19 protein-coding genes and 1 pseudogene are annotated in these 22,209 nt (G+C 73.7%); 13 read left to right on the forward strand and 7 right to left on the reverse strand.

The features are described from left to right. Window positions 1-28 precede the first annotated feature (28 nt). The 4 genes from ACQP00_RS31820 (at window position 29) to ACQP00_RS31835 (ending at window position 3,946) form a co-directional block, all read left to right on the forward strand. On the forward strand, window positions 29-1,273 hold the full coding sequence (locus ACQP00_RS31820; RefSeq protein WP_433202143.1) for a methyltransferase domain-containing protein: 1,245 nt from the start codon (window positions 29-31) through the stop codon (window positions 1,271-1,273). Between the two features lie 311 nt (window positions 1,274-1,584). Continuing rightward, window positions 1,585-2,289 carry a TetR/AcrR family transcriptional regulator gene (locus ACQP00_RS31825; RefSeq protein ID WP_433202146.1) on the forward strand — a complete coding sequence of 235 codons (705 nt, stop codon included), beginning with the start codon at window positions 1,585-1,587 and terminating at the stop codon, window positions 2,287-2,289. Between the two features lie 129 nt (window positions 2,290-2,418). Further along, entirely contained in the window at window positions 2,419-3,639 is a 1,221-nt protein-coding gene (locus ACQP00_RS31830) for a GNAT family N-acetyltransferase (RefSeq protein ID WP_433202149.1), read from the forward strand. A gap of 37 nt (window positions 3,640-3,676) precedes the next feature. After that, on the forward strand, window positions 3,677-3,946 hold the full coding sequence (locus tag ACQP00_RS31835) for an ArsR/SmtB family transcription factor (protein WP_433202152.1): 270 nt from the start codon (window positions 3,677-3,679) through the stop codon (window positions 3,944-3,946). A 7-nt stretch (window positions 3,947-3,953) separates the two neighbouring features. Here ACQP00_RS31835 and ACQP00_RS31840 read toward each other — a convergent pair whose 3' ends face one another. Genes ACQP00_RS31840 through ACQP00_RS31850 form a run of 3 tightly spaced genes read right to left on the reverse strand, consistent with a single transcriptional unit; the run spans window position 3,954 to window position 6,243 of the window. Then, complete coding sequence (locus tag ACQP00_RS31840) at window positions 3,954-5,006, reverse strand: ABC transporter permease subunit (RefSeq protein WP_433202155.1); 1,053 nt, start codon at window positions 5,004-5,006, stop codon at window positions 3,954-3,956. Next, window positions 5,003-5,857: an ABC transporter ATP-binding protein gene (locus ACQP00_RS31845; protein WP_433202158.1), complete on the reverse strand. Its 855-nt coding sequence runs from the start codon at window positions 5,855-5,857 to the stop codon at window positions 5,003-5,005. The genes ACQP00_RS31840 and ACQP00_RS31845 overlap by 4 nt, the downstream gene beginning before the upstream one ends. Further along, window positions 5,854-6,243 (reverse strand): GntR family transcriptional regulator, encoded by a 390-nt coding sequence (locus ACQP00_RS31850; protein ID WP_433202161.1) that lies wholly within the window; start codon window positions 6,241-6,243, stop codon window positions 5,854-5,856. Before ACQP00_RS31850 ends, ACQP00_RS31845 begins: the two co-directional genes overlap by 4 nt. Before the next feature lie 140 nt (window positions 6,244-6,383). On the opposite strand from ACQP00_RS31850, the gene ACQP00_RS31855 reads away from it, so the two are divergent. Continuing rightward, on the forward strand, window positions 6,384-7,481 hold the full coding sequence (locus tag ACQP00_RS31855) for an FAD-dependent oxidoreductase (protein ID WP_433202164.1): 1,098 nt from the start codon (window positions 6,384-6,386) through the stop codon (window positions 7,479-7,481). 7 nt (window positions 7,482-7,488) lie between these two features. Further along, the gene (locus tag ACQP00_RS31860; protein WP_433202167.1) at window positions 7,489-10,464 is read left to right on the forward strand and encodes an ATP-binding protein; all 2,976 of its coding nucleotides are present in this window, start codon (window positions 7,489-7,491) and stop codon (window positions 10,462-10,464) included. A 172-nt stretch (window positions 10,465-10,636) separates the two neighbouring features. Here the strand turns inward: ACQP00_RS31860 and ACQP00_RS31865 are convergent. Further along, window positions 10,637-10,963, reverse strand: a pseudogene (locus ACQP00_RS31865) (signal peptidase I); the annotation flags it as partial. A 42-nt stretch (window positions 10,964-11,005) separates the two neighbouring features. Between ACQP00_RS31865 and ACQP00_RS31870 the strand changes: the two are divergent. The 4 genes from ACQP00_RS31870 (at window position 11,006) to ACQP00_RS31885 (ending at window position 14,896) form a co-directional block, all read left to right on the forward strand. After that, entirely contained in the window at window positions 11,006-11,572 is a 567-nt protein-coding gene (locus tag ACQP00_RS31870) for a hypothetical protein (RefSeq protein WP_433202170.1), read from the forward strand. Beyond that, window positions 11,572-13,692 (forward strand): LamG domain-containing protein, encoded by a 2,121-nt coding sequence (locus ACQP00_RS31875; RefSeq protein WP_433202173.1) that lies wholly within the window; start codon window positions 11,572-11,574, stop codon window positions 13,690-13,692. Before ACQP00_RS31870 ends, ACQP00_RS31875 begins: the two co-directional genes overlap by 1 nt. Before the next feature lie 80 nt (window positions 13,693-13,772). Further along, window positions 13,773-14,321, forward strand: coding sequence for a hypothetical protein (locus tag ACQP00_RS31880; protein WP_433202176.1), 549 nt, complete (start codon window positions 13,773-13,775; stop codon window positions 14,319-14,321). Beyond that, window positions 14,318-14,896: a cadmium resistance transporter gene (locus ACQP00_RS31885; RefSeq protein WP_433202179.1), complete on the forward strand. Its 579-nt coding sequence runs from the start codon at window positions 14,318-14,320 to the stop codon at window positions 14,894-14,896. The genes ACQP00_RS31880 and ACQP00_RS31885 overlap by 4 nt, the downstream gene beginning before the upstream one ends. An 11-nt stretch (window positions 14,897-14,907) precedes the next feature. Here the strand turns inward: ACQP00_RS31885 and ACQP00_RS31890 are convergent, their stop codons facing one another. Beyond that, on the reverse strand, window positions 14,908-15,558 hold the full coding sequence (locus tag ACQP00_RS31890; RefSeq protein ID WP_433202182.1) for a response regulator: 651 nt from the start codon (window positions 15,556-15,558) through the stop codon (window positions 14,908-14,910). Next, a complete protein-coding gene (locus tag ACQP00_RS31895; RefSeq protein ID WP_433202185.1) occupies window positions 15,555-17,561 on the reverse strand; it encodes a sensor histidine kinase in 2,007 nt (668 codons plus the stop codon). Before ACQP00_RS31895 ends, ACQP00_RS31890 begins: the two co-directional genes overlap by 4 nt. 220 nt (window positions 17,562-17,781) lie before the next feature. On the opposite strand from ACQP00_RS31895, the gene ACQP00_RS31900 reads away from it, so the two are divergent. From ACQP00_RS31900 to ACQP00_RS31910, 3 genes are read left to right on the forward strand one after another with little or no spacing between them, the layout of a single operon-like run. Beyond that, window positions 17,782-18,510 (forward strand): OmpA family protein, encoded by a 729-nt coding sequence (locus ACQP00_RS31900; RefSeq protein ID WP_433202188.1) that lies wholly within the window; start codon window positions 17,782-17,784, stop codon window positions 18,508-18,510. 56 nt (window positions 18,511-18,566) lie between these two features. Continuing rightward, a complete protein-coding gene (locus ACQP00_RS31905; protein ID WP_433202191.1) occupies window positions 18,567-19,283 on the forward strand; it encodes a FadR/GntR family transcriptional regulator in 717 nt (238 codons plus the stop codon). Then, on the forward strand, window positions 19,270-20,472 hold the full coding sequence (locus tag ACQP00_RS31910; RefSeq protein WP_433202194.1) for an MFS transporter: 1,203 nt from the start codon (window positions 19,270-19,272) through the stop codon (window positions 20,470-20,472). The genes ACQP00_RS31905 and ACQP00_RS31910 overlap by 14 nt, the downstream gene beginning before the upstream one ends. On the opposite strand, the gene ACQP00_RS31915 is transcribed toward ACQP00_RS31910, so the two are convergent. Further along, window positions 20,462-22,108, reverse strand: coding sequence for a fibronectin type III domain-containing protein (locus ACQP00_RS31915; protein WP_433202197.1), 1,647 nt, complete (start codon window positions 22,106-22,108; stop codon window positions 20,462-20,464). The two genes, ACQP00_RS31910 and ACQP00_RS31915, sit on opposite strands and share 11 nt — an antisense overlap. Window positions 22,109-22,209 lie beyond the last annotated feature (101 nt).

Raw genomic sequence — 22,209 nt, forward strand, 5'->3', positions numbered from 1 at the left:
CTCCGCCACCACCGAAGGGGTGACCGGCATGGACCTCAGCAAGACCCTGCCCACCATGGTGCCCTGCCGCATCTGCGGCGGCACCGTGTACGAATGCCTGGACTTCGGCCGCCAGCCGCTGTCCAACGGGTTCCTCAAGCCGGAGGACGTGCCCCACGAGCGCTACTACCGGCTGGCGGTCGGCATCTGCACCGCGTGCACGATGGTGCAGCAGGTGCACGAGGTGCCCCGGCAGCTCATGTTCCATGACGGCTACGTGTACCGCGCGTCGGGTTCGTCCTTGATGCGCAAGCACTTCGAGCACTACGCCGAGCACCTGCTGGCCACCGACCTCAACGGCGAGGACAAGTTCCTGGTCGAGATCGGCTGCAACGACGGCGTCATGCTCCGGGCCATCCACGAGGCCGGCGTGCGCCACCTCGGCGTCGACCCGTCGGGCGGGGCCGCGCGGGTGGCCGAGGAGAACGGCATCCGGGTCCGCATCGACTTCTTCGAGCGCGCCACCGCCGCCGACGTGCGCGCGAAGGAGGGCCCCGCCGACGTCATCTTCTCCGCGAACACGATCAGCCACATCCCGTACCTCGACTCGGTCTTCGGCGGCGTCGACGCGCTGCTGGCCCCGCAGGGCGTGTTCATCTTCGAGGACCGCTACCTCGGCGACATCATCGCCCGCACGTACTTCGACCAGATCTACGACGAGCACTTCTACCTCTTCAGCGTGGAGTCGGTGCGGGCCGCGGCCGAGCAGTACGGCTTCCAGCTCGTCGACGCCGAGCACATGCCGGTGCACGGCGGCTCGATCCGCTACACGGTGGCCCGCCCGGGTGTGCGCGAGCCCAGCGCGTCGCTGCTGGCGCTGCTGGAGCAGGAGCGGGAGATGCAGCTGGGCCGGCACGAGACGTTCGCCGGGTTCGCCGGCCGCATCAACGGCATCCGCGACGACCTGGTGCGGCTGCTCAAGGACCTGCACGGCGACGGCAAGCGCATTCTCGGCTACGGGGCCACGTCCAAGAGCGCGACGGTGACGATGTTCTGCGGGATCGACTCGGGGCTGGTGCCGTACATCTGCGACACGACCCCGGGCAAGCAGGGCCGCCTGGCGCCCGGCTCGCACATCCCGGTCCGCACCCCGGACGCGTTCCGCGACCCGTACCCGGACTACGCGCTGCTGTTCGCCTGGAACCACGCCGACGAGATCATGGCCAAGGAGCGCACGTTCCGGGAGGCCGGCGGCCGCTGGATCCTCTACGTGCCGGACGTGCACGTGATCTGAGTCCGGTCTCCGGACGAACGAGGGGGATCGCGCCCGGGCGCGGTCCCCCTCGCCGATTTTCCGGCCGGCCGTCGTGCGGGGTCACCGGTCACGCGGCACCGCCAATGGTCGCGAGGCACCCCCACCGCGGGCATCTTCGCCGTTGCTGATTGCCGCCGGGGTCCTTCCATCGGGTGCGAATTGACGCGGTACGATCGACGCCGTTTCGCCGAACCTACCGATGAGTTAACATACGTCCCACGCCGCATCAATTGACATTCCGAAATCGGCGCGGAGCACTTTCGGCGCACTGTTTGGGTATGGTGCAAATCGTGAATGGGTCCAGTCAGAACCGGCGCGAACGACTGCGGGCGTTCACGGTCAAGGAGATCAAAACCGTCGCGACGACGCTGATGACCAGAGGCGGGCCCGACGCCGTGACGCTGCGCGCCATCGCCCGGCACATGGGGCTCACCCCGAGCGCGCTGTACGCGTACTACCCGACCCGCGACGCCCTGATCACAGCCCTGACCATCGACGAGAGCCTGGCCATGGTCGATGCCATGGAGACCGCCCGCGACGCGCTGCCGGCGGAGGACAAGTCCGGCCGGCTGCAGGCCTGGGTGACCGCGTTCCGCACCTGGGCGATGGCCAACCCGGCCGGGTTCCGGCTGGTGTTCGGCGATCCGATCTCCGGCTACCGGCCGCCCGAGGACGGCACCGTCGCGCTGATCGAGAACCGGGCCTGCGCCGGGTTCATCGCGCTGGTCGCGGCGGCGTGGCCGCTCGACGGCGGGCCCGCACCGACCGAGCACGAGTGGACCGACTTCCCGACCGCGCTCGTGCAGGACGTGCGCGCCGCGTTCCCGGGCGTGCCACCGGCCGCCGCCGCGCTCGCCCTGCGCCAGTGGGCCGCGCTGCACGGGCTGCTGGCGCTGGAAATCCGCGGCCGGCTCAGCACGCACACGCGGCGGCCGGAAAAGCTGTACAAGGCCGCGATCGTGGAGATGCTCGCGGCCCTGCGCCTGTCGTTATAAGCCGAACCACTGCCTATCAGGCGGGCCGCTGTCATCTTTCAACGTGCGGACCTCATCGCATTCGTCAGGTGTTGAAACAACGCACGATCGAAGACGGCCGGAGCCCTTTCGGCGCGGTAAACAATTGGCATGACCGCTCTGCCGATGCGCACCGCGACCCCGCAGGACTGGGACGCCATCGCGCACCTGCTCACCATCAACTACCACAACCCTTCCGGTGCGGAGTTCCGCGAGCAGTTCCGGCCCATCTTCGAAGCCGAGCGCTCGCTCGTCATTACCGACGAGGACCTCGTGGTCGGCCACCTCTCGGCGCGCACCCGCGACCTGAGCGTCCCCGGCGCCGTCGTGCCGGCCTCGCACTTCACCCTGGCCGCGGTCGCCGCCACGCACCGGCGGCAGGGCCTGCTGACCCGCCTGTTCCGCCAGGAGCTGCGCGACACCCGCACCGCCGGCGAGCCGCTGGCCATCATGTGGCCGAGCGAGGGAAGGATCTATCCACGGTACGGCTGCGGCATCGCCAGCCAGCGCCTGACCCTCGCCATCGAGAACCACGAACTGAGCCTGCCGGACCGCGAGGTCCCCGGCCGGATGCGCATCGGCGCGCCCCACGACCTGCTGCCGACCCTGACCAAGGTGTACGACGCCGCCCGCCAGGACCGCCCCGGCTACTCCAGCCGCAGCGCGGTCGACTGGGAGCACGTCCTGGACGACAGCCCGTCCCACCGCGGCGGCGCGGGCGAGCGGCTCTGCGTGGTGCACGAGGTCGACGGGGCGGTGGACGGCTACGGGTTGTACCGCACGAGCTTCAACTGGACCCCGACCGGCCCGGCCTGCGAGGCCCGCGTCGACGAGGTGGTCGCCGACAGCCCGGACGCCTACCTGGCGGTCTGGCGCTTCCTGCTCGCGATCGACCTGACGCGCACCGTCCACTACGACTTCGCCGCCGTCGACGAGCCCCTGCTGCACCTGGTCAACGAGCCCAACCGCCTCGGCGCGAGGCTGATCGACGCTTTGTGGGCGCGCATCGTGCACGTGGAGCAGGCGCTGACCGCCCGCCGGTACAGCGCCCCGGTCGACGTGGTCTTCGAGCTCACCGACACCGTCATCGAGGAGAACGTCGGCCTATGGCGCCTGACGGGCGACCCGGACGGCGCGCAGTGTGTCGCCACGACGGACCCGGCCGACCTGGCGTGCGACATTCGCGACCTCAGCTCGGTGTACCTGGGCGGCCCCCGGCTGACTGCCCTCGCGGCCGCCGGCCGGGTCCGCGAGCTGCGGCCGGGGACGCTGTTGCCGGCCTCGGACGCGTTCGGCTGGCCCACGCTTCCGGCCGGCCCGGAAATCTACTGACTTCCATGTGACCGATCAGTCACCTATCCTCAGGCCGATGAGCGACAACCGGGTGTTCCACGCCCTGGCCAACGCCGACCGCCGCCACATCCTGGACCTGCTGCTGGAACGCGACGGCCGGACGGCTTCGGAGCTGGAGCACTACCTGCCGATCAGCCGCTTCGGCGTGCGCAAGCACCTGATGGTCCTGCGGGCGGCGGGGCTGATCACCAGCCACACCCACGGCCGCCGCACCACGCACCACCTGAGCTCGGCCCCGATCGAACTCATCCGCGCCCACTGGCTCGGCAAGTACGTCGGCACCTGACGCGCGGTCACTGCTGCCGGCGGCGGAGGGACCAGAAGCAGGTGGCGGCCAGGGCTCCGGCGAGGGCGAACAGCAGGCCCGTTTCCATCCACTGCAGCGGCCAGTAGTGGCTTGCCGGGTGGTAGGTCACCGACTGGTGGAGGTTGTCCCCGGCCAGGCAGGCGCCGATCCGGCCGAAGTCCGGTTCGCCGGTCGAGCCGTCGCCGTCCAGGCCTGGGAAGCAGGCGGCGTGGGCGTCCATGCTGACCGCCTGGCCCGCGGCGTTCTGTACCGGCGGCCGGTCGGTCAGCCACGCCCCGCGCGGGGTCGGCAGGGCGAAGTGAAAGTCCGCGCGGGTGCCCGTGTAGCCCTGGAAGCTGCTCGCGGTGGCCTCGTCGATGGCGTAGGTGGTGGTGGTCGCCGGGAGCAGGTGGGGACGGACGAAGCCGGGCACGAACAGTTGGACGGCCACGAACACGACGAGCGTGACGGCCATGGCCGGCAGGGTGCGGCGCAGCAGGAGGCCCAGGGTGGCGGCCAGGGCGAACGTGAACGCGGCGTAGCCGAGTGGGACGAGGTCGCGGGTGGCGAAGGTCGTCGCCGGCCAGCGGTTGCCGTTGAGGTCGTCCAGCGGGGCGGCCCACCAGGTCATCAGCAAACTGAAGACGGCGGCCACGGCGATCGCGGCGGCGCCGACGACCGCGAGCTTCGTGGCGAGCCAGCGGGTGCGGGTCACGGTCTGGCTCCACGCCAGCTGGTGGGTGCCGGTCTCCAGTTCGCGGCCGATCAGCGGGGCGCCCCAGAACATGCCCAGCAGCGCCGGTACCGCCAGCACCAGCACCTGCAGCAGCTCGAACGCGGGCTGGGCGCTGTCGTACACCTGGGCGACCCTTGACCCCAGCTCCCGGGCGGCGGGGGTGGAGCCGTCGCAGGCGTTGGCCGGGGCGCAGGCGGCCAGGGCGGCGGCGAGCCGGTGGTGCAGCAGCAGTCCGCTGATCAGGAAGCCGGTCGCCGCCGCGGCGGTGAGGGCCAGGACGGTCAGGGCCTGGGTCCGGAACTGCCGCCAGGTCATCCAGATCATCGGGGGCGCTCCATGTAGGTCAGGACGAGGTCTTCCAGGCCGAGCCGTTCGGCGGACCAGTCACCGGCCGGCAGGTCACCGTCGGCGCGCACGACGAAGGTGGACTGGCGGTCGGTGTGCTCCGCCGAGATGACCTCGAGGACCGCGGGCAGGTCGTCCCCTGAACGGCGGGTGCACACCAGGCGGTGGTGCTGGGCGAGCAGGTCGTCGGTCTCGCCGGTGAGGCGTACCCGGGAGTCGACCAGCACGACCAGGTAGTCGCAGACGCGTTCGAGGTCGGAGACCAGGTGGGAGGAGAGGATGACGCTGGTGCCGTGCTCGGCGACCGACTCCATCAGGTGGCGCAGGAAGTCGCGGCGGGCCAGCGGGTCGAGGCTTGCCACCGGCTCGTCGAGGATGAGCAGTTCGGGGCGCTTGGCCACGGCGACGGTCAGGGCCAGCTGGGCGCGCTGGCCGCCGGAGAGCTTGCCGGCCTTCTGTTTCGGGTTGAGGCCGAGCCGCTCGATGCGGTCGCGGGCCAGGTCCGCGTCCCAGCCGGGGTTCGTCCGGGCGCCGAAGCGCAGGTGGTCGGCGACGGACAGGCTCGCGTAGGTGGGGGTGTCCTGCGCGACGTACCCGACGCGGGCCAGGTGCGCCGTCGTCCCGCTGGGCGCCTCGCCGAGCACCTCGATCCGCCCCGTGGTCGGAGCGAGCATGCCGCAGGCGAGTTTCAGCAGGGTGGTCTTGCCGGCGCCGTTCGGGCCGACCAGGCCGACGACGTGGCCCGGTGGGAGCTCGAGGGTGCAGTCGGACAGCGCCTGGCGCTGCCCGTATCGCTTGCCCAGCGCCTGGGCCTGCAGGATCGCGTTCATTGCTCCTCTTCGGCGCTCGCGCGCAGGGTGTTCTGGAACATCGCCTCGATGCCCGGGTCGGTCAGGCCGGCGGCGCGGGCCTTGGTCAGCCACGCGCGCAGCTCCTGCTGCAGCGGGCCGTGGTCGGTCAGCGACGCCTCGCCGAGCGAGCGGGTGATGAAGGTGCCCACGCCGGGCTTGGCCGAGGCGAGGCCGAGGTGCTCGAGTTCGCGGTACGCCTTGCTCACGGTGTTCGGGTTGATCGCCACCTTGGCGACGACCTCCTTGACCGTGGGCAGCTTGTCGCCCTCGGCGAGCAGGCCGAGCAGCAGCGCCTGGCGCACCTGGCGGACGAGCTGCAGGTACGGCGCGATGCCCGAGCGCGGGTCAAGGTGGAACTCGATCACCCGAAATTCCGTTTCACTAGGTTACTAGTGAAACCATAGTGAAGGGGAGACCGGGCCCGCGTCAAGCCGTGACCGGCGGCACAGGGCGGTGTCGTTCGCGTGTCGCCGCCGTGTCGGTGGCGGCGCGCAGGCTCGACGGCATGAGCACTCCAGTCACCATCGTCGGCGCGGGACTCGGCGGCCTCACCCTGGCCCGGGTCCTGCACGTGCACGGCATCCCGTCCGTCGTCTACGAGGCCGACGCGTCGGCCACCGCTCGGGCCCAGGGCGGGTTGATCGACATTCACGAGTACAACGGGCAACCGGCCCTCGAGGCGGCCGGCCTCACGGAGCCGTTCCGGCGGCTCGTGCTCGCCGGGCGGCAGAGCATCCGGGTCGCCGACCGGGACGGCACCGTGCTGCTCGACAAGCCCGACGACGGGTCCGGCGCGAGCCCCGAGGTGCAGCGGGCCGGGTTGCGCGCGATGCTGCTCGACTCGCTGCCGGCCGGGACCGTGCGCTGGGGGCACAAGGCCCGCGAGGTGCGGGCCCTCGGCGGCGGGCGGCACGCGGTGCGCTTTGCCGACGGCGGCGAGGTCGTCACCGACCTGCTCGTCGGGGCGGACGGGGCCTGGTCGCGGGTCCGGCCGCTGGTGTCGTCCGCCACACCGTGGTACACCGGGCGCTGCGCGGTCGAGACGTTCCTGTCCGACGGGGATCGGCGGCATCCGGACACGGCGCGGGTGGTCGGTGGCGGGTCGTTGTTCGTGTTCGACCGGGACGAGCCCGGGAAGTGGTTCCTGGCGCACCGGGAGACCGCCGGGAATCTGCGCGCGTACCTGGTGCTGTCCCGGCCCCTCGACTGGTTCGCGACCGCCGACGTCGCCCGCGAGGTGGACGGCTGGGCGCCCGCGATCGCCGCCCTGTTCACCGCGAGCGACACGGCGCCGGTGCGCCGGGCGCAGTACGCGCTGCCGGTCGGGCACCGGTGGGACCGGGTCGCCGGCGTGACGCTGCTCGGGGACGCGGCGCACCTGCAGCCGCCCGACGGGGAAGGGGCGAACCAGGCGATGCTGGACGGGGCCGAGCTCGGGGCGGCGATCGCGGCGCATCCGGGGGATGTGGAGGCGGCGCTGGCCGCGTACGAGCCGGCGATGTTCGCGCGCAGCGCCGCCACGGCGGCCGAGGCCGGCGAGCTCAACGAGATCCTGGCGAGCGACGACGCCGTCGACAAGCTGATCGCCGTCCTCACGTCATGATGGGAGCGTGCGGATCACGACGCTCGGCGCCCTGGCGGTGGACGGCCGCCCGGTGCGGGGCGAGCGGCTCGCCGCGCTGATCCGCGCGCTGCTCGACGCCCGGGGGCGCACGGTGTCGCTCGGCGCGCTGACCGACGCCGTGTGGGGCGGGGCCGAGCCGCCGTCGGACACCGCTGGGGCCGTGCAGGCGCTCGCCGGGCGGGCGCGGCGGCTCGGGCTTGTGGTGGCGGCGGCGCCGGGCGGGTATCGGATCCCTCTCGACGCCGTGGAGATCGACGCGGTCATGGTCCGGGAGCTGGCCGATCGGGGCCGCCGGGCGTTGCGGGACGGCGATGTGGACCGGGCGGGCGCGCTCGCCGCGGAGGCCCGGGGGCTGTTCCCGCCCCGGCCCGAGCTGACCGAGGCGGGACTCGTCCGGCTGTTCGGCGAGGTGGTGACGTTGCAAGCGGAGGCCGCGCTCGTCGGCGGGCGGCCGGCCGAGGAGGGCGACCTGCACCGGCTCGCTTCTCTGGTACCGCCCGATGAGCGCGCGGCGGCGCTGCTCGTGCGGGTGCTCGCGGCGCAGGGGCGGGACGCAGAGGCGCTGGAGCTGGTCGAGCGGGTGCGGGGCGGGCTGGCCGAGCGTTACGGCGCGGGCCTCTCCCCCGCGCTCGCCGACGCCCACCTGGCCCTGCTACGCGGACCGGTGACGCCCGAGCGGGCGCACGGGACCGGGCCGCACGTGGTGGTCCGGTTGCCGGGTGAGCGGACGTTCGGAGGCGGCCGGCTGCCCGGGGCCTGGCAGCGGCCGCGGACGCCGCTCGTCGGGCGGGACGCGGACCTGGCCGCGGTCGGGCGGGCGTTGCGAGAGGCACCGCTGGTGACCGTCGTCGCGACCGGCGGGGCGGGCAAGACCCGGCTCGCGGCCGAGATCGCGCGGGCCGAGAGCCGGAGCGGCCGGCCGGTCCGGGTGGTCGAGCTGGCCGGGGTACGCGCGCCCGCCGAGGTGCTCGCCGCGCTGCCCGCCGCCGGGCCCGAGCTCGACGGGCTGCTCGTACTGGACAACTGTGAGCACGTCCTCGATGCCGCGGCGGCTGGGGTGGCGGCGTTGCTCGACGCGGCGGCGCCCGGGTTCGGGGTGCTGGCCACCAGCCGGGCGGCGCTCGGGCTGGTCGGTGAGGTCGTCCACCGGCTGCCGATGCTCGACGACGACGCCGCCGTGGCGCTGCTCACCGCGCGGGCTCAGGCGGGTGGGGCGGTGATCGAAGAAGGCGCCGAAGAGCTCTGCCGCCGTCTGGACAACCTGCCGCTCGCGCTGGAGCTGGCGGCGGCGCGGCTGCGGCACATGCCGATCGGGGACGTCCTCGCCGGGCTCGACGACCGGTTCGGGCTGCTCGACCACGCGCTGCGCGGGCTGCCCGAGCGGCACGCCGGGCTGTGGGCGATGGTCGACTGGAGCCGGGAGCTGCTCGCCCCGGCCGAGCAGCGCCTCCTCGAACGCCTGGCCGTCATCCCGGGCCCGTTCACCGCCGAGCTGGCCGAGGCGGTGGGCGGACAGCGCAAGAGCCTGGCGGTGCTCGTCGAGCAGTCGCTGCTGCGGATGGAGGACGGGCGGTACCGCATGCTTGAAACCGTCCGCGAATACGGTGAGGCCCGCCTCGACGCGTCCGGCGGCCGCGATGCTGCGATGGAAGCACTCGTCGCCTGGGCCGTGCCGCACGCGGTCGGCCTCGCCGGAGCGTTCATCGGGCCGGGGCAGCTCGGCACCCTCGAGCGCACTGCCGCTGAGCAGGACACGCTCGTCGCTGCGCTGCGCTGGAGCCTGGAGCGCGGCGACGAACCGGCCGCGGCCGACCTCGCGCTCGCCCTTTTCCAGCTGTGGACGGTGCGCGGCCGGCACGCCGAGACGACCGCCTGGGCCCGCCGCCTGCTGCACCTCGACGACCCCGGTGCGCGCCGCCGGTCCGCGATCCTGCACGGCGCGGCGAGCGGCCGTCCCCTGCCGCACGCCGACCGGCTCGCGCAGGTGTGTGTGCTGATCGCGCTCAACGCGGGCAGTACGGGGCCGGCCCGCCTCATCGCGCTCGCCCGGCAGGCCCTGCGCACCCTGTTCGCCGAACGCCCGCAGGACGTCTCACCCCGCCAGACCGCGCTCGCGGCGGCGCTGCCCGGGCTCGAACACGCCGACCCCGACCGGAGCCTCGCCGACGCCGCGAACCTCGTCGAGCATCCCGACCCGTACGTCCAGGGCATGGGCCACTTCATCCGGGCCGTGCTGACCGAGCACGCCGCCGGGGACGCCGTGCTGGCCTATCGGCGGTTCGAGGCGGCCGGCGACCACTGGGGCATGGGCATGGCCGCCCACGCCGCCGGGCACGCCACCGGCGGCGGCCAGTGGCTGCGCCGCAGCGAGCACCACCTGCAGCTGCTCGGCGCCGCCCAGGACGCCCGGGAGACCCGCGTCCTGCTCGACACCCAGCTCGCCCTCGCCGGCGACGAGGCCGCCGAGCAACGGCTCCTCGGCGTCGACCCCGAGGACGAGGCCGCCGGCCAGGCCGATCTCGGGCTGGCGGAGCTGGCCTGGCGGCGCGGACGGTACGACGAGGCCCGGGAATTCGCCGACCGGCCCAAGGCCGACCCGGCGCTGCGCATCGCGGCCGCCGTCATCCATTTGTGGGCCGGCGGCGCTGAAGCCGCCGGCGAGCTGCGGCGGACCAGGGCCGAGGTGCTCGCCGCGCACGACCGGCCGCTGCTCGGCACGTGGGCGATGGGCGGGGCCGAACTCGCCGCGTTCCGGGGTGACGCCGCGGCCGCGCGGGAGCTGTGGGCGCTGGGCACCCGGGCCGGCGCGAACGTCAGCCGGTTCTTCCCACCCGGGCGTGGCGAGCGCCTCGCGGCCGTGCTGGGCGACGACCGGCCGACGCTGCTGGCCCGGGCGGCCACCATGAGCGGATCCGCGGTGTACGCCCGGATCCAGTCCCTGATGGCCGCGCTCCTCCCATAGCCCGGTGCCGGCCACCCCGCTCGTTCGAGGAGGCCGCCGCCGCGAGCGCGAGCAGCGCCGCGAACGTGCCGGACAGCGCCGGCCAGTCCCCGGTGCGCAGCCAGAGCGCGGGCCGGCCCACCCACGGCACCCGCAGCCGGGCGAGTCCTTTGACGTTCGCCGCCGGTACCGTCGTGCTGTCCTCGACCGCGTTCGCATCGCCCTTGGTGACCAGGGTGCCGTCGGGATTGCGGCGGACCAGGCGGTGCATGAGCAGGGTGCCGGGTCGGGCCGGGTTCTCCACCACGACCACCTGGCCCGGGCGCAGGTCGGCGGCGCGGGCCGGAGAGGCCACCACCAGGTCGCCGGGGTCGATCGCGGGCCGCATGGAGCCGGTCAGCACGACGCTGCTGTGCCACCCGAACAGGGCCGGGGCCAGCGTGGTGACCAGGAGGGCGGCCAGGCAGGACAGGATCGCCCGGGCGGCCGAGCGCAGCAATCGGACCATGCACGCCACCATTCGGCCACCCGGACGGCAACCTGAGGCGTCCACGGTTGTCGAATGAAGTCGCTCGCACTGTTCGCGGGACTGTCGGTCGCCGGGGTGCTCATCTGGCAGGCGTCGTTCGCGGCGTTCTCGGCCACCACGAACAACGGGTCCAACACGTGGTCCACCGGGACCGTGTCGTTCGGGGCCAACTCGCCGGCCACGGCGCTGTTCACGGCGTCGGCGGTGAAGCCCGGCAGCACCGGCACCGCCTGCGTGAAGATCACCTACACCGGGTCGCTGGCCGCCGTGGTGAAGCTGTACCTCAAGAACAGTGACCTGACCGGGACGCTGGGGCAGTACCTGACGCTGCAGATCAACGAGGGCACCGGCAGCGCCTCCGACTGCTCCGACTTCGTGTCGGCCGGCAACGACTTCAACGCCACCGGCCTCGCCGACACCACCAAGACCCTCAGCACGTTCAACACCGCCAGCAACTCCTACGCCACCGGCGTGAGCTCCTGGGCGGCGACCACGAACGCGACGAAGACGTACCAGTTCAAGTACCAGGTGCAGGACAACAACGCGGCTCAGAACAGTACGGCCTCGGCCACCTTCACCTGGGAAGCCCAGAACACGTAATGCGCCTGCTGTCGTGGTGCGTGCCGCTGCTCGCCGTGCTGTCGCTGGTCGTCCCGGCCGGCGTCGGCGCGGCCTTCAGCGACGCCACGACCAGCGCGAACACCCTGTCGGCGGCGGCCTCCTTCGGGACCTATCCGGCGACCGTGACCGCGGATGCCCCCTACGCCTACCATCGGGCCGAGGACGCCGTGTCGGCCGCCGCGACCTCGCCGGCCGGGGACGCATCGGGATCTTCGCACCTCGGGACGTACACCGGCGGAAATGCCGGCGCATCGACGTGGTGGCCGGCCGACGAGAACACCGGCACCACGGCCGGCGACGCTTCCGGCGCGGCGAACCAGGCGACCCTCGGCAGCGCCGCGACCTGGGCCACCGGGCGCGACGGGGTGCACTCGGCGCTGTCCTTCACCGGCAGCGCCGCGACCAGCTACGCCGCCGGCAGCCAGCCCGCGGTGCGGACCAGCCAGGCGTTCACGGTCATGGCCTGGGCCAACCCGCACACCCTGAGCGGCAACCGGGCCGTGCTGAGCCAGGCCGGCACGACCAGCAGCGGCTTCATCCTCAAGTACGACAACACCGCCGCGAAGTGGCGCATGCTGCTCACCCGGACCGACTCGACCGGCCCCGTCAGCGACTCGGCCAGCTCGACGACCGCGCCCGCCACGGACACCTGGGTGCACCTGGCCGGCGTCGTCACCGCATCGGGAACCATCCAGTTGTACGTCAACGGCGTCCTCGAAGGCAGCTACAGCGGTCACACCGGCGTCTGGGACGCCACCGGGGCGCTGCAGGCCGGGCGCAGCTGGTGGAACGGCGCGTGGACCGACGCGTTCGACGGCCGCGTCGACGACGTGCGAACCTATCGCCGGGCGCTGTCCGCGGCCGAGATCAGGGCGGCCTACGGCACCGGCGAGACCACCCACTGGTCCTTCGCCGAGGGCACCGGCACCACCGCGGCCGACTCCGCCGGGGGCGTGACCGCGAACGCCGGCACCCTCGGCGCCGGGGCGGGCTGGACAACTGGACCAGCGGGCTCCGGCACCGCGGTCACGCTCGATGGAAGTGCCAACGGCAGCGTTACCGGTACCGTGCCCAGCGCCCGCACCGACGCCCCGTTCACATTCGCCGCGTGGGCCAACCCGGGGTCCACGGCCGCCGGCACGGTCCTGTCGATCAGCGGCGGCACCGGCTTCGCGGCCGCGCTGCGGATCAACGCGGCCGGCCGGTGGTCGTTCGCGGCCACCCAGGGCGACAGCGCGGCGGCGGCGGTCGACGAGGCGACCGGCAGTACCGCTGCGGCTGCTGCTTGGACGCACCTCGTCGGCGTCTACGACGGCGGCTCGACCCTGACGCTGTTCGTGAACGGCGCGCAAGCCGGCACGGCGACCCACACCCCGCGCTGGAACGGCACCGGCGCGCTGCGGGCCGGCCCGTTCACCGGCGGCGTCGACGACGTGCGGGTGTTCGGCCGCGCGCTGGGTAGCGCCGAGGTCGCCGCCCTGTACGCCGGCACCCCCCTCGACGTGGGCGCCGGCGCGCCGCCGGACCCGATCACCGCGGGCCTGCCGGGTGCGCTGCAGGGCGCCCAGGGCGGCCAGACCGCGGCGACGGCGATCGGCCTGCGGGGGATCACCAACCTGTACACCAATGCGCCGGTCACGAACCCGGCCGCGGTCACCGTCGAGGGCTGGTTCCGCACCCGCTCCGGCGGCGCCCTGATCGGCCTGCAGGACGCCCCGACGGGCCCCTCGGCGTTTCGCGACCGCGTCCTGTACCTGGATTCGGGCGGCCGGTTGTCCTTCGGGGCGTACAACGGCGGCACGGTCGTCGTGCGCTCCCCCGCCGGGCCGGTCTACACCGACGGCGCCTGGCACTACGCCGCCGCGTCGCTGGGCCCCGCCGGGATGCGCCTGTACGTCGACGGTGCCCTCGTCGCCTCGGCCGCCAACACCGCCGCCCAGAGCTACACCGGCTGGTGGCGCTACGGCGGCTGCGACCTGACCGGCTGGCCCAACCGGCCGCTCAATGATTTTCTGGTGGGTGCTCTCGACGAGCTCGCCGTATACTCTTCGCAGCTCAGCGACCAGCAGATCGCCTGGCACTACCACGCGAACCACTGAACCTCCGGCCCGTCGAGGCGCGAATTCGGGCCGACGCGCGTAGCGTCGGGTCGAGGACGGACGACTCGGGCGAGGCGGTGATGGGCACGCAGCAGGCCTCCGCATCCGCCGCCGGCCGGCCCCGCGGCGGCCACCAGGGTCTGATCGACGCCGAGATGCGCGCCAGCCGCCGCGCCGTGCTGGACACGTACCGCACGCGGCTGGTCGCCGACGCCACCACCCTGGCCGCCGGGGACTTCCTGGCCCTGGCCGACCCGCGGACGGTACACGAGGCCATCCTCATCGCCGCCACAACCGTCGCCGACGCGTGCACCCTGCAGCAGTACGACCCCGACATCCGCATGCTGCGCGTCGTGGCCAGCCGCGGCGTGCCCGACGTGCTGCTGCGCCACCTGGCCTCGGCCGACGCCTCCACGGGCGCCGCCGCCCTGGCCGACGACGGCCCCGCCCTGCCCTCGATGCCCGCCAGCGGCTTCAAGGCCGTCAACGTCCACCCCTTGCGCGGCGACGACCACGAACTGCTGGGCCTGCTGTGGCTCCTCTCGGCCACCGCCACCCGCCGCCGCGACCAGGAACGCCTGGCCCGCTCGGCGGCACGCGCCATGGCCGTGATGGCCGCCCGCCGTTGATCCTCCTCGCCCAGGCCGCGGGCCTGTTCGCCGTCACCAACCTCGACGACCTCGTGGTGCTCGCGCTGTTCTTCGCCCAGGGCGCCGGCCACCGCCACGCCGCGCGGAGCATCGCGATCGGCCAGTACCTCGGGTTCGCCGCCATCCTGGGCGTGGCCGTCGCCGCCGCATTCGGTGCGACCTTCCTGCCGGAGCCGGCCGTCGCGTACCTCGGCCTGCTCCCGCTCGCCCTGGGCATCCGAGCCGCCGTCCAGGCCTGGCGCCACCGCCACGACGACCCCGACTCCCCCACCACCGGCCGGGCCGCCCCACGCGCCCTGGAGGTGGCGGCGGTGACCTTCGCCAACGGCGGCGACAACATCGGCGTGTACGTCCCGGTCCTCGCCACGGCCGGCCCCGCCGGGATGAGCGGGTACGTCCTGGTGTTCCTGGTGCTGGTGGCGCTGTGGATCGCGGCGGGGCGGTACTTCGCGACCCGGCCCTTGGTCGCCCGCGCCCTCAGCCGGTGGGGGCACGTGCTGCTGCCCGTGGTGCTGATCGGCATCGGCGTGCTGATCCTCGCCGGCGGCCGGTAGGACGCCCAGCGCTAGTCGGGCGGCCGGCGGCCCAGGCCGGCCTCGCGGGCGGCGACGATGGCCTGGCCGCGCTCGGTCAGGTGCAGCTTGGCCAGGATCGTGGAGACGTTGTTGGCGATCGTCTTCACCGACAGGTACTCCTGCTGCGCGATCTGCGCGTTCGTCAGCCCGGCCGCGATCCCGTTCAGGATCACCCGCTCCCGCGCCGTCAGTTGTGGGAACGCGGCGCGCTCCGGTGGTGGCGGGGCGGCGAAGAACGTGCGCAGGCGGGCGGCCAGGGCGGCGCCGAAGACGGCCTGGCCGGCGCCCGCCGCGCGGACCGCCGTCACGATGTCCGCCCCGCCCGCGCCCTTGAGCAGGTAGCCGACCGCGCCCGCGGCCACAGCGGCGAAGACCATGTCGTCGTGCTCGAACATGGTGAGCACGAGGACGGCGGTGCCGGGGTGGTCGGCGGCGATCCGGCGGGTCGCCTCGATGCCGTGCAGGCCGGGCATCTGCAGATCCATGAGGACCACCCGCGGGTGCAGCGACGCCGTCAGCGCGACCGCCTCGGCGCCGTCGACCGCCTCGCCGACCACGGTGATGTCGTCGGTGGCGGCGAACACGGCCTGCAGGCCCTCGCGGACCATCGGGTGGTCGTCGGCGATCAGGATCGAGATCATGAGGCGGCCGCCAGTGGGAGGCGGGCGTGGACGCGGCCGCCGGACGGGCTCGGGCCCGCGGTGAAGGAGCCGCCCAGTTCGCCCGCGCGCTCGCGCATGCTCAGCAAACCTACGCCGGGGGTCCAGCCCGCGGCGCCCGGGTCGTCGTCGGTGACGGCCACGGTCAGGCTGGGGCCGCCGGCGCGTTCGAAGGTGACGGTGCAGGTGCTCGCCCGGGCGTGGCGGACGACGTTGCTGATCGCCTCCACGGCGATGCGGAACGCGGCCACCTCCACCGCGGCGGGCAGGTCGCCGGCGTCGTCCGGGGTCACCACCACGGTCAGGCCGGAACCCTCCGCGAGCCGGGCCGCGTTCGCCCGCACCGCGCCGACCAGCCCCAGGTCGTCGAGGGCCGGCGGGCGCAGGTCGTAGACGATCCCGCGCAGCTCGTCGATGGCCCGGGTGGCCACCTCGCGGGCGCGGACGAGCGTGGCGTCAGCGGCGGCGGCGGACGGTACCGTGGCCAGCCTTGCCCGGGCCGCGTCGACGTTCAGGCCGAACCCGGTCAGCATCGGGCCCAGGCTGTCGTGCAGCTCGCGGCGCAGGCGGCGGCGCTCGTCCTCGCGGGCGGTGACCAGGCGCTGCCGCGACTCGATCAGGTCGGCGGTCAACGCCTCGGCGTGCACGGCCGCGCCCAGCTGAGCGGCCAGGTCGCCGAGCACGGCGCGGTCGCGGTGGCCGAACTCCGTCTCGCCGGAGCGCGGATGGGCCAGCAGCGCGCCGACCGGGGCGCCGCGGTAGGTCAGCGGCCAGCGCTGCGGCGAGCCGCCGGTCGGGGTGCCGTGCGCGGCGACGAACTGGCCGTCGCGCTCGATCGCGACGTACGGCAGCCGCAGCGACCGCGCCACCCCGCTCACCGCGGCCGGGAGCACCGTGCCGGGCTCGGCGACGGCGGCCAGGCGGCGGTTGAGGTCGCTCATCGTCCGGTACGGGTCGCTGCGTAACCCGTAGAAGCGCCGGTCCAGCCAGCGCTGGGTGGCGGTGCGGGCGGGACCGTACGCCAGCGCGACCACGAACCCGCCGGCCACGATGCCGGCCCACTGCGACGCGACGGCGGCCCCGAGCGCGGCCACGGCCAGGTAGGCCACGGCGAGCAGGACGGTCACCGCGGCGTACCCGATGGAGCGGCGGATGACGGTGTCGATGTCCCACAGGCGGTACACCAGGATAGGCACGACGAGGGTGGCCACGAAGACCGTCCCGTCGGCGATGAACGCCGCGGACGGCACGAGGTCGAGGACCACCAGCGGGAACAGCAGCAGGGCCTGCACGACGCCGATCGCCCGCCACAGCAGCTGCTGGCGCTGCACGCCGCGGGCCCGGCGGGCGCGCACGACGATGTGCAGCCCGGCGAGCAGGCCGATCAGCACCACGAGCGGGCCGCCGATCTGCGCGAAGTCGGCAAGGTGCGCGAGCGGGCCGTCCCCGGTGAGCGGGTTGCGCACGGTCCGCCCGGCCTGCGCCGAGATCGTGCCGGCCGTCTCGGAGCCGAGGAACCCGCCGACGACCATGAGCACCAGCCCGCCGACCATGAGCGCGTTGAGGACGCGCCCGGTGCGGGACTCGATCCGTCCGCCGGGAAACCGGACATTGATCAGCCCTTGTACGGCCACCGCCACGAACTCGAACCCGCCCGTCGCGACCAGCAGCATCGGCCAGTCTCCGCCCCGCTCGTGCAGCAGGGCCCAGCCCCCGGCCCCCTCCGCGGCGCCCGCGACGGCCAGGAGCACCGCCGACCCGCCCAGCAGCCAGCCGAACGGAAGGTCGGGGCGGCGGTGGATGAGGAAGGCGCCGGCCAGCCCGTACGGGATGAGGTAGGCGACACAGTCGATCATGCTGTCCCGGAACTCGGGCGACGGCACCGGCACGGCCACGAGCGCGGTCACGGCGACGGCGACCCCGAGCGCGGTGACCCCGAGGCAGGCCACGGCCCAGGCGGTACGCGACCCGGCGACGGCGCTCATGCCGCTGACGATGCCGGACCGGTTGCGCCGCCGCAATCGCCGCCGTTCCCGGACCGGCCGGGAGATCGTCCCGCCGGACCGGGAAGCGGCCGAGACCGTGGCCTCTGGTCCCGGGAACGGGCCGGCCCGGAACCTGGTCCCGTGCTGGCACGGATCTCGATGCCGCACGCGTACCGGTACCAACGAAGAACGCCCCCGACCCCTCGAACCGGAGTGCCCCATGCGCCGTCTTCTGCCGCTCGCCGCCCTGTTCGCCCTCGCCGCCTGCTCCACCGGCCACACCGCCCTGCCGCTTCCGCTGCCCCCGCCGCCGTCGTCGGCCGCGACCTCGGCGTCCGCCGGCACCCCGGCCCTGGACGACTACAACGACGACGGCACCCCCGACCCCCTCTGCTCGACCCAGGACTTCGGCGGTGGCCTGGTCCTGAAAATCCCGTGCAGCATCGGTACCGCCCACGAGCCCGAAGAGGGCACAACGCTGGTCAAGGACTCGCTGTACCGCCTGCCCGGGGTGGACATCGACCTCACCGGCATCTCGGCCGAGATGATCTTCGCCCGCGCCGCCGACACCGACGAGCGCGTCTTCGTCCTCATCTTCAACAGCGACAACCTGTTCGCCACCGGCCACGCCGAACTCAACGCCCCCGACCAGATGGACCGCGCCGTCGCCGTCCTGAACGCCAAGCTCCCGGGCGGCGCCGTCCAGGTCCGCGGCCACACCGACGCGACCGGCAACGCCGCGGGCAACCAGACCCTGTCGGTGCAGCGCGCCACGACGGTCCAGCACTACCTGACCGCCCACGGCCTGAAGGCGACCGGCGTGGACGCGATCGGGTTCGGCCGCACGCGCCCGCTGGTCGAGGAGACCAACCCGGACGGCAGCGCAAACCTCAAGGGACGCGCCTTCAACCGCCGCGTGGAGATCGCCGTCCGCCTCCCCCGCGCCTGACATGACCTGCGGCACAATCATTTGTCCAACAATTGGCTCAATGCTTGACTGGGCGCGTGCCCCGACTGACGCCGAACGTGTCCCTGGCCGAGCAGGTCGCCGACCAGCTGCGGCGCCGCATCGCCGATGGCGAGTTCCCGGTCGGCGCCCTGCTCCCCACCGAGCACGAGCTCACCCGCGAGCTCGGGGTCAGCCGCAACAGCGTCCGGGAGGGGCTGCGCTCGCTCGTGCACGCGGGGCTGCTCGGCGCGCGCGCCGGGTACGGCACGTTCGTCCTGGCCACCAGCGACCTCGCCCCGGCGCTCGCGCGGCGGCTGGCGCACGACCGGGCCGACGACGTCGCCGAGGTGCGGCTCCTGCTCGAACGCGAGGGAGCCCGCCTCGCCGCGACCAGGGCCACCCCCGAGCAGCGTGCGCGACTCGGCGAGGCGCTCGCCGCGCGGGCGGCCGCGGCCGACGGGGCCGCGTACGCCGCCGCCGACATCGCCTTCCATCGGCTGCTCATGGAGGCGTCGGGCAACGCGCTGCTGGCCGAGCTGTACCGGGGGGCCGGCGGCAACGAGCAGTCCCTGATGCGGCTGAACGCGCCCGATGTCGACCTGGCCGCGTACGCGGACGAGCTGCCCGAGATCGACGCCGCGCACGCCGCGATCGTCGCCGCCGTCCAGGCCCGCGACCCCGGCGCGGCGGCCGCCGCGGCCGAGCGCATGGCCGTCCTCGCCCACGCCTTCGCCTCGAACTGCAACGGGAACACCAGCAATGACGATCACTGAACAGGCCCCCGCCCGCGTACGCACGCTCAGCCCCGCCCTGGTGCTGGCCGGGCTCCTGCTCGTCGCCGGGAACCTGCGGGCCGGCATCACGACCGTCGGGCCCGTGCTCGCCGAACTGCGCGACGACCTCGGGCTGTCCTCGCTGACCGCGTCGGCGCTGATCAGCCTGCCGCTCATCGCGTTCGCGGTGGTGTCGCCGTTCGCGCCGGCGCTGGCCCGGCGGATCGGGCTCGAACGGGCGCTCGGCAGCGGGCTGGCCGGGCTGACCGCCGGGCTGGTCCTGCGCTCGCTGCCCGGACGGCCGCTGCTGTGGCTCGGGACCGCGCTGCTCGGGGTGGCCATCGCGGTGCTCAACGTCGTGCTGCCGGCGCTGGTGAAACGCGACTTCCCGACCAGGATCGGGCAGGTGACCGGCGCCTACTCCGCGGTGCAGTCGGTGTTCGCGGCGACGGCGGCCGGGGTGGCGGTACCGGTGGCGGCCTTGACCGCGGCCGGCTGGCGACTGCCGCTGGGCATGTGGGCCGGCCTCGCCCTGATCGCGATCGCCGTCATGCTGCCGCAGCTGAGCCGGCGGACCACGCCGCCCGCGGACGTCGCCGGGCCCGCGCGACCGGCCGGGCGCAACCCGTGGCGGACCGCGCTCGGCTGGCAGGTCACCGCGTTCATGGCCCTGCAGTCGACCGGCTACTACATCCTCATCACCTGGCTGCCGTCGATCGAGTCCGCGGCCGGCATCGGCGCGACCGCCGCCGGCGTGCACCAGTTGCTGCTCAACGGCTTCGGCATCGCGGGCAGCGTGGCCTGCTCGGCGCTGATCGCGCGCTTCCGGGACCAGCGTTTCCTGGGTGTCATGACCCCCGTCCTGTACGGCCTGGCAACCGCCGGCATCCTGCTCGCCCCGCAGTACAGCGCGGTCTGGAGCAGCCTCGCCGGCATCGCGGGCGGCTGCGGCATCGTCCTCGCCCTGTCGTTCTTCGGCCTGCGCACCACCCACCACACGCAGGCGGCCGCGCTGTCGGGCATGGCCCAGTCGGTCGGGTACCTCGTGGCGGCGGCCGGCCCGATCGTGGTCGGCGCCCTGCACGACGCCACCGGCTCGTGGACCCCGGCCCTGGCCGGCATCATCGGGCTGGACGTGGTCCTGGTGGTCTTCGGCTACCTCGCCGGCCGGCGCCGGGTCATCGGCTGACCGACACGGCCCGTTCCCGCGTGGCGCCGCGGACCAGCAGCCCGAGCAGCACGAGCGCGGCGCCGTAGGCGGTCAGCGGCACCACCGGCGGCCCGGTGACCGGCAGCGTCCCGGCGGCGGCCACCTTCACGGCGAGCGTCAGCACCCGCGGCCCGCCACCGGGCGCGATCCCGGCCAGCGCGAGCGTGTGATCCCCGGCGTAGCTGTTCGGAATGACCACCTGCAGCTCGGCATGCCCGCTGCCGTCCGCGGTCCCGGTGGCCAGCGCGACCGGCGTCGAGTAGATCGCGATGGTGACCGGCGAGTTCGGCGCGAACCCGTCCCCGCTGACGGTGATCGTCCGCGTCTGCCCCGTGGCCGGCCCCCGGCTCAACGGCCCGTCCCCGACCGGCACCGTGGCCGGAATCTGCGGACTGGCCGGCGTGGCGGTGACCGCGTCACTGGCCGCGGACGTCCCACCGGCCCCGCTCGCGGTGACCGTCACGGTGTACGGCGTCCCGTCCGTCAACCCGCCGATCTCGCACCCGGTCCGCGGCGCCTGCGCGGTGCACTGATGCGCGCCGGGTTGTGCTGTGGCGACATAGCTTTCCGCGTCGGTACCGCCCGATGCCCACGAAACCGCGATCGTCCCCGCCCCGCCTTTGGCCGCCACCCCCGCCGGCGTCGCCGGCACCGCGGTCGACGGCGTCGTCGGCTTGGGCGTCGTCGGCGTCGGAGCCGGCGTCGTCGGCGTTGTCGGCGTGGTCGGCGTCGTCGGCGTGGTCGGCGTCGTCGGCGTCGGGGTGGGCGCCGTGGATGCTCTGTTGTAGACGGTGATCTCGTGGATGGAGTACCCGAGGTCGGTGACGGTCAGCATCACCCCGCCGTCCCGCTCCTCGACGGTGACCGGCACGCTGACCTTCTCACCACTCCCGGCGTCGGTACTCTGCACATCGAACCCGACCGTCGCCGCCTCGTGCGCGGTGGTCCCGGTAGCGGTGAAGTACCCGGCCGGCATGAACGCGTTGAACCCGCCCCGGACCGGCTTCCCGTCGACGTCGAGATGGGGGTTGCCGAGGTACGGCAGCGACCAGTACGGCTCCGGATAGGTCCCGAACATGATGGTCGTAGGCCGGGCCTGCGCATCGGAGGCGAGATAGAACCCGTCCAGGGCCGCCCGCTCCGGCGCGTCCCAGGTCGCCATGTCCTGCGTGTTCCCCATGAACCGCATCCCACTGCCGAGCGCATCGGCCCGCGTGGTGTCATCGCCACAGTCCCGCCCGGCAACGCAAGCGGCCGCCGCGTCCCCGCTGATCCAGTCGATGTGCGTGTTGCGCCCCTCGATGACCAGCTTCCCGGCCGACCGCGTGAGCTCCAGCCCCTCGGCGAGCGACATGGTGTACCGAGGCTGAAAATCCCCGGTGCGCACGGTGAGCCGGATCAGACCGTCCCCGTCGTACCCGCTGACCGCCCAGTTGAACGACTTCACCACCCCCGGCAACGTGGTGACGCTGCCGTTGACCTCGTGGGCCGGGTCGCCGTTGCCCGGGGTGACGGAGGCGGACTCGATGCAGTACTGGGCGAGGTCGCTCGTGCAGTAGGGCCAAGCCCCGGTCGGCCAGTCATCAACCGGATCTGACGAAGGCTGAACGCTCACCGAAGGCTCGCCACTCGGCGACGGCGACTCGGAAACGGACGCGGAGACCGTGGCGGAAGCCGACGGGTCCGCTGTCGGGTCCACGCCAGGAGAGGCGAAGG

Origin of the sequence: Dactylosporangium sp. CS-047395 (genome assembly GCF_050942185.1) — a bacterium.
Lineage (GTDB): Bacteria > Actinomycetota > Actinomycetes > Mycobacteriales > Micromonosporaceae > Dactylosporangium.